Source organism: Mesorhizobium sp. M7A.F.Ca.MR.362.00.0.0, from assembly GCF_004023175.1.
In the GTDB taxonomy this organism is placed as follows: domain Bacteria; phylum Pseudomonadota; class Alphaproteobacteria; order Rhizobiales; family Rhizobiaceae; genus Mesorhizobium.
Genome location: NZ_RZTF01000206.1, coordinates 1 through 10484, shown reverse-complemented (window position 1 = coordinate 10484; position 10484 = coordinate 1). Strand labels below are relative to the sequence as shown.

Genomic DNA, 10484 nt, shown 5'->3' with positions numbered 1-10484 from the left:
GGCGTGCAAGGCACGAAGGCTGTCTCGAGTTCACCGGTGCCGAGCTTGCCGACATTGATGAAATGGAAGCCGTCGACATCCTTTTCCGGCGCGATGGTCTGGATGATCTTGCCGGCGTCGATATGGGCCGGCAGCGGAAGCTGCACGAGGATGCCGTTGATGGCCGGATCGGCGTTGAGATCGCCGATGATCTTCAGCAACGCCGGTTCCGAGGTTTCGGCCGGCAGCGTGTGCTGGACGGAATGAAAGCCGCATTCCTTGGCGGTGCGCGACTTGGACGCGACATAGACCTGGCTGGCCGGGTCCTCGCCGACGATAACCACGGCAAGACCCGGCTTGGCCTGGCCCTTGGCGACAAGCTCAGCCGTCAGGGTCTTGACCGACCCCACAACGTCGCCGGCAACGCTCTTGCCATCAATCACTTCGGCCATGGACTACCCTCAACACCAGAATGCCCAAGCGCGTCGCTTGCGGAAGCGACGCGCTTTTCGATCTTTCACAGCGTGGCATTTTCACGAAAATTCCAACATGCAATCCCGCCAAAGCGCCGTCCCATGCCGTTTACGCGAAACCGGCATGTTTTTGTACGGCACAGCGCAGATTTTTGTGGCTCAGAAGTAGCGACGCCGCACGCGGCTCTCGGTCAGTTCGCGAACCGCTTCGCGGAATTCGCGCAGGCTGGCGCGGATTTCCTCGATTGGCGCTTGCTGCTCGGCATCCTCCGCGGCCCGCGACGGCTCCGCCGATCGCTGATGAGGCTGAGCCGCCTGCTGCTGCGGGAGGGACGGCTGTGGATAGGACTCGGAAGCAGGCTGAGCCGGATCGGGCTGCAGCCCGGCATTGGCGGCCGGCATCGATTGCGGATAGGGATAGGCCGGCGGCTGTGCGTAGCCCAATGGCTGCGCGTAGGGATAGAGCTGCGGCCCGGAATATGGCCGCTGCTGCACCATGGGAGGCGGCAGTGGCGGCTGCGCCGTCTGCTGCGGATGGCCGCCGGGCTGGAAAGGCCGCGACGGGTATGCTGCCGCGGCCGCCTGCCGAGGCTCGAAGGCCGGCGCCGATTGGGGGTAAGCGGAGTATTGCGGATCCTGCATCGGCTTCGCGTTTTCGGCAGAGGCCCATTCAACGGTATCGAACGGCTCCTCCCGGGACGGCCTGCGTGAGACGGACTTGTGCAGCCCCGACAGCGCCTCGACAGCAAGGCACCGATCCGGCCGGAACCTTCGGCCGGCGAGACCTCGGCTTGCTGGACAGGCGATGGCGCGCCAGGCGGTGGTGATGCAGGCGGGGGTGTCGATGGCTGCGGCGCTGGTGGTTGTGGCGGCGCCGGCGGCGGCGCTGACCGATATGCCTTGTCTTCGTAAGGCGTCCGGTGTTCGTCCGTGCCATGGTCGCGACGCGAGCGCGAATTGGCAGTGTCACGCAGGCTCTCATAGGCGCCACGCATGGCTCCGAGGCCAATGCCGGAGGCGAAACCCAGCAACAGGCCGGCGAGCGCGACCACGACCCGCGACGGCCCGTTCGGCTCGAGCGGCGCGAAGGCCTTCGAGATCACATTGATGTTGGCTGTGTTGATGTCCTTCTGCTCGCCGGTCTCCTTGGCGCGCAGCAGATACTGTTCGTAGACGGAACGCTTGGCGGTGGCCTCGCGCTCCAGTTCGCGCATCGACACCAGGTCGCTGTTGACGTCGCCGCTGCGGACCTTCAGCTGCGCCAGGCGAGAGGCAAGATCCTGTTCGAGCTGGACCGCGCGCTTGAGGTCGACCTGCAGCGACGAGCCGATGCGGCGCAGCTCCGAGGCGATGCGGTCGCGTGCGCCGGCAATCTGGGCATTGAGCGCCTGGAGTTCGGGATGACGCGGGCCGAACCGAATGGCGGCGCGGTCAGCCTCCTGCTTGAGCGATGCATATTGCGAACGCAGATCGCTCATCGAGTTGGAGTTGATCTCCTCCGGCAAGGTACCGGTGAGAACCGAATTGACGTCGACCGAACGCGCCGAGGCCGCCCGGGCATTCAGCTCCAGCGTGCGGGCGCGGGCAACCGACAGCTGCTCGTTGAGTTTCAGCATTTCGTCGTCGCTGATGAGGTGGCCCTGCGCATCGACGAGATCATGGGTAGCCCTGAAATCCTCGACCTTGCGCTCGGCCGCCTCGACCCCTTTGCGCAACTCGTCAAGCCTGGCCGTCAGTTCGTCGGTGGCGCGGCCTGCCGTGTCCGACTGTATCTGGCCGAAGGTCTGCAGGAAGACATCCGTCATCGTGTTGGCGATGAGGGCCGATTTCTCGCCATTCTGCGTGGTGGCGCTGACGGTGATGACGAAGGTCTTGCCGCCGCGCTCGACCGAAAGGCTCTCGGCCAGATTGCCGACAGCAAGCGCGCGGCGGCGGCTGTCGTCGACACCCCCCGGCCCATCATTGCGGGACAGGACGGAGCGGATGAGCGACATGACGCTGAGGCCGCCGCCGCCTTGCCCATTGAATTCGGGGTCGTTGACCAGATTGAGCTTGTCGACGACCTTGTTGAGAACGGTGCCTGAGGTCAGCACCCGAACCTGGTTCTCGACGATGGCCAGCGTGGCGTCGGAAGCGACGACCGACTGGGTGAGGTCACGATCGGTGAGCTTCAGGTCGCGCGGGTCGACGATCAGTTCGGTGGTGGCTTCATATTTCTTCGGCGTCGACAGCGCGATGGTGACGCCGAGCGCAGCGCCCAGTAGTGTCGTCGTCACGATCAGCAGCTTCGACTTGCCGACACCACGCACGACCTGCATCGGATCGATCAGCGGCTTCCACTGCTGACTGTCCGTGCCGTCGTTTCGGGGTAACGACGCGTCGCCTGCAGCGTAAGGTTCCGATGCACGATCGGCGCGACGGGCGCCAGCGGTTTCGGCGGCACCAGACTGTGTCCGTGGCGTGGTTTGCGCGCGGTAAGCTTGCTCATGATCCCCGTCGGTCGCGGCCGGATCCGACAGTTTCGGGTTGCGCGCCTCGCGCTGCGAACGGGCGAGGCGATGACGCGTGGCGGCATCCTCGCGCCATGACGGGTCTGCCCGGTCGCCTATCGAGACCAGGGACGCGTCGGGTTCGTCGCCGCGCACAGCCTGGCCAAGCGCCAGCAATGAGCGCTCGCGCTTCCAGTCCTCGCGGTTTTCCCTGTCGACCATCGTCTGGAACTTTACCTTTGGCGACCTGCAAACGGCGCTTGGCCATTCGTTAAGCCACGCTAAACAGGCATGGAAAACAAAAGGTTAATTTTCCCGCACCGAAGCGTCGGTTTCTCGCTTCGGTTGCATCTATTTTCGACACAGGCTCAGCCTCCAGAACGGCACGTTAAGTTTTCCCGCCTAGGCTCTCCTTGAGAAATGACGCAGGCCAGTGACATACCGCAAAGGCGGCCCCTCGCCCGGATCGGCAGCTTTTTGGCCGAACGACGGGGGCTGCTTCGCGACTATTTCTCGGCGATCAGCGGCGCCGGCGGGCGACTGGTGTTTTCGCTGGCCTATTTCATCGCGCTGGCCAACACGCTGTCCATTTCCGAATTCGGCATGTTCGCCACCGCTTCGGCGGCCGGTGTCATGCTGTCGCGCATCCTCGCCTTCGGGTTCATCTCGGCGCTCTACCGCACCGCCACCATCCGCCCCAATCTGATCGGCACCTTTTCCGCCGGCTTCCTGCTGCTCGGCGTGCTGTCGCTGCCGCTGCTGGCCGCGGCCTCGTTCGGCGTCTACCTGCTTTTCTTCGCCGACACCGTGCCGCTGTCGGTGTTTGCGGCAATCGTCTTTGCCGAAGCGCTGCTGTGGCGGCCGGTCGAGGTGGCGCTGATCGTCAACAATGGCCTGGGCAAATTCGGCCGCGCCGCGCTGCTGGCTATCCTGGCGACCGCGTTGCGGGCGCTTGGCGCGGTGCTGTTTATGTTCTCTGCGCATCACAGCGTCTGGATATGGTCGTGGTTCTATATCGGCGCCAATGCCGCCTCGCTGCTGATTGCCTTCGGCTTCTTCTACCCCCGCCAGCGGTTGCGGCTGCGCATCGAGCTCTATCTCAGGCGATTGGCCGATTCTGTCTACGTGGCCGGCGCCGAAGTGCTGTTCTACCTGCAGATGGAGTTCGACAAGCTGCTGGTGCTGGCGATCGGCGGCCCGCATCTGGCTGGCATCTACGCCATCATTATGCGGCTGGTAGACCTGACCGCCATTCCGATCCGCACCTTCTCGATGATGCTGGTGCAGCGCATGATGCGCGCACCGGAACTGTTGTCACGGCTGGCGGTCAAGAGCGGCATCGAAGGCGGTGTGTTCGCGGTCTCCACGGCAGCGCTGCTGACGCTTGGCATCGTGCTGCATTTCTTCCCCAATGCGCTCGGCAAGAATGTCGCCGAGGCCGCGCCGCTGGTCGTGCTGGCGATCTGCGTGCCTGGCTTGCGCAATCTGGTCGAATATCAGGCCGAGCTTTTGTTCGCGCGCGGCCAGACGCTGGTGCGGGCGCTCAATCTCGGTCTGCTCGCCGCACTGAAGGCGCTGCTTTTGACCTATGTGCTGACGACCATCCTCGACACGCCGAACCTGGTGCTGTCGCTCAATGTCGTCTTCCTGCTTTTGTATCTCGTCTCGACGCTGCTCACCTATTCGGCGATGCGTAAACCGGCAAAGCCCATCTAATCCAGCCCGGTCAAACGGCGGATACGGCCGATATCGGTGCCGATGAAGGATTGCATGCCGATCGCCACCTGCTCCGGCGCCATGGCGGCAACGAAGCGGCGGAACTCGTCGTCCGACAGCGCCTCGCCGGTCCAGTGCACCCGGCAGAACTCCTCCGAACCGTGGAAGTGGCCGGCACCCTGTAGCAAATCGTCGACATAGCGGCCGTAGATCATGCATTCGGAGAATTTGCGCGCCGAGCCGACGACCTCGACCCAGTTGCGACCATGGACCTTCTCGATCTCGCCGCACATGGCCAGCACGGTGTCGCGCCGCCAGGCGATCAGCGTCGAGATGTAGTCGTGGACCGATGTCCGGGACGGATCGATGCCGAGTGCCGACCCCGCGTTGCGCGACCAGATGCGATGCTCCTCATGACCTTCGTCCGCCAGCACGCCGTCGCGGCGGAACAGCCGCGCCTTGCCGTCGCGCCAGAAGGCGGCGCAGTCGAAAGGTTTGAGGAAGGCAACATCGGAATCGCAGAAGATCAGCACATCTTGAGATGCATGCGCCGAGATGGCGATGCGACGCAATTGCTGCACGTGCCAGCCACGCAGCGGCTGGGTCTTCAGGCTGAGCCAGACGCGCCGGCGAAACAGGCTGAGCGGATCGTCAAATGCGTGCAGCCAGCGCGGCAGCAATTCACGCTCGTCGACGACCGTGCGGCGGCCGGTTTCCAATTGGCGAAACAGCCTGACGTCGCGATGTTCGACCAGGATGTAATGGTGCGCCGCGCCCGAAACGTGGCGATCAAGTGTCTCGCACAGCAGGCGGCAGCGCTCGAAGTCGGGCGCGTAGCTTGCCGTCACGATGGCCGCCGTCGGTGTCTGCCGCAGCGGGCCTGGCTCGACAGCGGTGCCTGGCACGAACCTGCTGTTCACTTGACATCCTCCGCGGCTTCGGGCGCAAGCGAGAATTTCTGCCTGACGACGCGCAGCAGGAACAGTGGGTTGCCGACCACATAACGGCGCCACAGGCGGCTCGGTTCGACAGCCAACCGGAACAGCCATTCGAGCCGCAGCCGGCGCATCCACAAGGGCGCGCGGGGCACCGCGCCGCTCAGGAAATCAAGCAACGCGCCGACGGCGATCGGCAGCGTGCAGTGGCGCGCGTCGATGTGGCGTTCGATCCACAATTCCTGGCGCGGCACGCCCATGGCGACGAGCAGCACGTCGGGCCGAAGCGCGGCGATCCGGTCGACGATTTCCTGCTCCTGCGAAGCAGGGAAATAGCCGTCATGGATCACCACGAATTTGTGCTGCACCGCCAAGGCGGCCAGCTTGACCGAAGCCGCTTCGGCATTGACACGCGTCGCGCCGAGCAGCCCAACGGTCAGCGGCGTCGTCGAGGCCTGCAGGAAGGCCGGGACGAAATCGGTGCCGTTGAGATTGTCGGGAAACGGCGCCCCGTAGAGGAGTCTCGCCGCCAGATCGATGCCGATGCCGTCGGGCAGGATGAGGAAATCATCGAGTGCCCCGGCGAACACCGGGTCGGTATAGGCGATGTTGGCGTTGTGGGCGTTGAGGAAACTGACCTTGGTGAAGCGCCGCTCGGCAATCAACCGGTTCAGCAGGGCGATGGCATCGTTCCAGCGGACCGCAACCACCGGGATGCCAAGGATCGTCTTCAGCTTGTCGAGCCCGAACGCGGCGCGGGCGGAATGCATGTTCATGCAAACGCCTCCTGCCTGGCAGGCTCAAGCTCTTCGAGGCCGAGCCGGATGGCAGCGTCGAGCGCCTTGACCTGCGAGCCCCGGAACGCGCTGCCGTCGACGTCGCGGATGTCGGCCGCCGCAGCCTCGAGAGCCCTGGCGAAGGCGACGGGATCGTCGGTGACGAAGCAATTGGCTGGACGATGGTCGATGCCGCGCAGCGAACGGCTGGTGGCGACCGAAGGCAGGCCGAGTTCGAAGGTTTCGATGGTCTTCAACTGGACGCCGCTGCCCGCGGTGCTGATCAACGGGATGACGGCTGCACCGCGCACGAAAGCCTGCGCGTCGGGCACGCGGCCGACAAATTCGACACCGGGATGCTTCGAGGCGACGCCCGAAGGCATGTGGCCTGCGATGCGGATGCGGAAATCGGGCCGCAGATGCGGCACGACCTTGCCCAGGAACCAGTCGAGGCCGATGCGGTTCGGCTGCCAGGTCCAGGTGCCGATCAGGGCGGCGTCGCAGTCGATGCGGCGAGGGCCTTTCAGGGTTGGCGCCTGGGCACCGGTCACCAGCGGCAGCACCGCCGAGCGGTTGTCGGAGGCGACACCTAGTGCGGCGCGGTCTTCCTCGGCCAGGGTGAAGACGAAGCGCGCCCGGCGGCAGAGACGCTCTTCGACGGCCTTGAGCAACCTCGCCTCGCGGCGGAACAGCAGGCGCTGGAAGAGGCTGTCGGCGGCAGCGGCATTCTCCCGCGCCGAAAGATGCTCGACATTGTGGGCAACGAAGATCGAAGGCCGCTCGGTGAACAGCTTTTCGAAGGCGCCGGCGAACTGCACGGAATTCAGCACGTAGCCGTCAACCGGTCCAGCTTGCTCGATGGCAGCGAGAACATAGCTGTCGGACACGGCGCGCAGCTTGACCGAGGCGAAGGTGAGGCCCGAAAGCAGCGCCTTGCCGACCCAGGCCAGCTTCTGCCGCGCGGAGGCATTGTCCGTGCGCACGTCGATGGCACCCAGCACCACGGTGTTTTCGGGGTCGGCCGCGGGTTTCCCGGGCCAGGTGAAACCAATGACGGTTACGCGCACGCCAGCGCGCCGCAGGGCGGCGATGATCGCAGCGTTTGCGATCTCGTAGCCCGAGGCGAGAGCACCGTCGGGCACGATCGATGTGGCGAACAGCAGATGCATCTCACCTATCCAGTGGTGTAGCCGGTAGCAAAGCGCGGTGAACCCTTGATTAAGCGAGCACATTCGGCGGCCGAAAGGCTCTGCTTGCAGGCGTTCTCCGTGCAAGGTGATTAACGAAACCTTATCAACCGTGGTGCTACCAGAGCCCAACTCACCATGTGGCTGGACACGGATGATCCCTTTGCCATCGGACGGTTCGGTATCGGTCGCGGGACGCACGCCGCGGCTTGACGTCGAGGCCGTCGAAGCCGTCGTCACCTTGCCGACCTTCAAGCGTCCCGAGCAGGTACTGCAAACGCTCGCGTCGCTGCGCGCGCAGCAAACCGGCAGGCGCTTTGCCGTGATCGTCATGGAGAACGAAGCCGAGGCGCGGGCCGGCGCCAAGGCAGCGCTGCCGCTGTTCGAGCGCGGCGAGATGCCGGGCCTGGTGATCATCGCGCATGAGCGCGGCAATTGCAGCGCCTACAATGCCGGCTGGCAGACGGCGATCCTGCAATTCCCGAACTTCAGGCATCTGCTGGTCATCGACGATGACGAGATCGCCGATCCGCAGTGGCTGGAACGGATGTGCCGGGCTGCCGAAACGCTCAGTGCCGATATTGTCGGCGGCCCGCAGGTGCCCGTGTTTGCCGACCCCGCCCATGCGCGATGGGCCGAGCATCCGGTGTTCGCGCCGCCCTACCGGGAGACAAAGCGGGTGCCGGCGCTCTATTCGTCCGGCAATCTTCTGGTCGGGCGCAACGTGCTGATCGCCATGGGTCCACCCTTTCTCGATCTCAGATTCAACTTCATGGGCGGCGGCGATTCCGATTTTCTCAGCCGGTCGGCGCAAAAGGGCTTTGTGCTGGGCTGGTGCGCCGAGGCCAAGGTGCATGAAACCGTCCCGGCCCGGCGTATCGAAGCCGACTGGATCCGTGCCCGCAGCCTGCGCAATGGCGTGATCTCGACACTGGTCGAAAAAAAGAAGCGCGCCGGCACACCGCTGGCCGGCGCCAAGGTGTTGCTGAAGAGCCTGGCACTGCTTGCCGCCTCGCCGCTTCGCGGCCTGATCCGGCTGGCGCGGACCGGATCGCCTGATATCGCCATCTACCCCGTCCATGTGGCGCTGGGCCGCGTGCTGGCCGAATTCGGATATGCCAATGAGCAATACCGCCAGCCTGAGAAAAACTGAGCGCGCGCCGCTCAGCGCCGCGTTCACGCGCGAAGGCGTGGCGACCGCCATTGCCGCGCTGCTGTTCACCGTCATCATGGTGTCCTTCCGGCCGTTCCAGCCGGGCGGCGCAGAACTCGCCGGTCAAGGCGGCGACATCGTCAACCAGCTTGGCTTCGGTTCGCTCGGCGCCATGTCGATCTTCTCGCTGATGGCCTTTGCCGATCCGCGTGTGGTGCGCTCGCTGCTCAGCCCGTCCTGGATGCTGATGCTGGGCTTCTTTTTCCTCTCGGTGATCCTGTCGACCGATCCGCCTTCGGCCATGCGCGCCGCCTCCTTCACCCTGATCGGCATCCTGACAATGGCGACGATCCTGGTGCTGCCGCGCGACGCCGAAGCCTTCTCGAAGGTGATCATCTTCACCGCCGTCGTGGTCATGGGCCTTTCCTATCTCGGCCTCATCGTTTTTCCGCACGAGGCGATGCACACCGCCGACTCGCAGGAGCCTGAGCATGCCGGCCTGTGGCGCGGCGTGTTCACCCACAAGAACATCGCCGGGCCGATCATGGCCTGCCTCAGCTTCGCAGGCCTCTATCTCTACCGGCGCGGACAGCGCTATTGGGGCGCCGGGATCTTCTTCGCAGCGATGATCTTCATGCTGCACACCGGCTCCAAGACGACCGCCGGCCTGGTGCCGTTCTCGATCCTGATCGTGATGTTCCCGAGCCTGATCGGCATGCGGCTCGGCACGCCAATCCTGTTTGCGCTGGCGATCGTCGCGACAGCGGTCGGCACGCTGGGCATCGTATTCCTGCCGCCGATAAAACATCTCGCGGCGATCTATTTCCCGGACATGACCTATACGGGCCGCACGACGCTGTGGGAGTTCGCCGGCAGCATGCTCGCGAAGAAGCCATGGACCGGTTACGGCTATGAGAGCTTCTGGGGCACGCCCTTGCTGCTCAACCAGGACCAGCCCTTCGACCGGCCGTGGGACATCAGGACCATCGTGCACGGCCATGACGGCTATCTCGACATCGCCGTTTTGATGGGCATTCCGGCACTCTGCGTGGCGGTCTACACTTTCCTCATCGCGCCGCTGCGCGACTACATGCGCATTCCGTTGCGCAGGGAAAACATTTTTCTCGGTGACTTCTTCATGATGGTGGTGCTGTTCACGGCGCTGAACGCTTTTCTCGAAAGCTTCTTCTTCCATCGCGGCGACCCGGTCTGGCTGTTCTTCGTGCTCGGCGTATTTGGCCTCAGGCAAGTCTCGCTGCGGCCGATGGCAGTGCGCGATCCCGATCGCGGCTCGCGATCCTGACAGGGCTTCCCCAGGGAAGCGCTAGCGTCTATGTGAAAGCCTTCCTTCGGAGGGCTTTTGATGACGATCAGGCTTGTTCTCGCCGGCTGCGGCAATATGGGTTACGCCATGCTCTCAGGCTGGCTGAAATCCGGTAAGCTTGCGCCATCGGCGGTTTTCGTGGTCGAGCCCAATGCCGATCTGCGCAATCGCGCGGCCACGCTGGGCTGCGCGACATCAGCCGATGCCGGCAGCATCCCGGCCGATGCCGTGCCCGATCTCGTCGTCATCGCGGTGAAGCCGCAGGTGATCCGCGATGTCACCTCCGCCTACAAGCGTTTCGGCGATGGCCGCACCACCTTCGTCAGCATCGCCGCCGGCACGCCGGCCAGCACCTTCGAGGAAATCCTCGGCAACCGCGCGCCGATCGTGCGCTGCATGCCCAACACGCCGGCAGCAATCGGCAAGGGCATGATGGTGGTGTTCTCCAACAG

The 10484-nt window shown here is 64.5% G+C and carries 8 protein-coding genes and 1 pseudogene; 4 read left to right on the top strand and 5 right to left on the bottom strand.

Going from position 1 to position 10484, the window contains the following annotated elements; translation table 11 throughout:
• Both EOC06_RS43200 and EOC06_RS22715 read right to left on the bottom strand, forming a co-directional pair.
• Nucleotides 1-431: tetrahydrofolate dehydrogenase/cyclohydrolase catalytic domain-containing protein (locus tag EOC06_RS43200; RefSeq protein WP_281062101.1), on the bottom strand; the 431-nt coding region annotated here is incomplete at its 3' end.
• Between the two features lie 180 nt (nucleotides 432-611).
• Nucleotides 612-3163 (bottom strand): annotated as a pseudogene (locus EOC06_RS22715) (Wzz/FepE/Etk N-terminal domain-containing protein).
• A 198-nt stretch (nucleotides 3164-3361) separates the two neighbouring features.
• Here EOC06_RS22715 and EOC06_RS22710 point away from each other — a divergent pair.
• Nucleotides 3362-4657 (top strand): lipopolysaccharide biosynthesis protein, encoded by a 1296-nt coding sequence (locus EOC06_RS22710; protein ID WP_128308837.1) that lies wholly within the window; start codon nucleotides 3362-3364, stop codon nucleotides 4655-4657.
• Here EOC06_RS22710 and EOC06_RS22705 read toward each other — a convergent pair.
• From EOC06_RS22705 to EOC06_RS22695, 3 genes are read right to left on the bottom strand one after another with little or no spacing between them, the layout of a single operon-like run.
• Complete coding sequence (locus tag EOC06_RS22705; RefSeq protein WP_127271449.1) at nucleotides 4654-5577, bottom strand: DUF6492 family protein; 924 nt, start codon at nucleotides 5575-5577, stop codon at nucleotides 4654-4656. The two genes, EOC06_RS22710 and EOC06_RS22705, sit on opposite strands and share 4 nt — an antisense overlap.
• Entirely contained in the window at nucleotides 5574-6368 is a 795-nt protein-coding gene (locus tag EOC06_RS22700; RefSeq protein WP_127328764.1) for a WecB/TagA/CpsF family glycosyltransferase, read from the bottom strand. Before EOC06_RS22700 ends, EOC06_RS22705 begins: the two co-directional genes overlap by 4 nt.
• Nucleotides 6365-7537 (bottom strand): glycosyltransferase family 4 protein, encoded by a 1173-nt coding sequence (locus tag EOC06_RS22695; protein WP_128308836.1) that lies wholly within the window; start codon nucleotides 7535-7537, stop codon nucleotides 6365-6367. Before EOC06_RS22695 ends, EOC06_RS22700 begins: the two co-directional genes overlap by 4 nt.
• Nucleotides 7538-7709: 172 nt before the next feature.
• On the opposite strand from EOC06_RS22695, the gene EOC06_RS22690 reads away from it, so the two are divergent.
• The 3 genes from EOC06_RS22690 to EOC06_RS22680 all read left to right on the top strand — a co-directional run.
• Nucleotides 7710-8708, top strand: a complete 999-nt coding sequence (locus EOC06_RS22690; protein ID WP_128308835.1) for a glycosyltransferase family 2 protein — start codon at nucleotides 7710-7712, stop codon at nucleotides 8706-8708.
• A complete protein-coding gene (locus tag EOC06_RS22685; RefSeq protein ID WP_128308834.1) occupies nucleotides 8677-10011 on the top strand; it encodes an O-antigen ligase in 1335 nt (444 codons plus the stop codon). The genes EOC06_RS22690 and EOC06_RS22685 overlap by 32 nt, the downstream gene beginning before the upstream one ends.
• A gap of 60 nt (nucleotides 10012-10071) precedes the next feature.
• The coding region (locus tag EOC06_RS22680; RefSeq protein ID WP_164898694.1) for an NAD(P)-binding domain-containing protein at nucleotides 10072-10484 on the top strand (413 nt) is incomplete at its 3' end.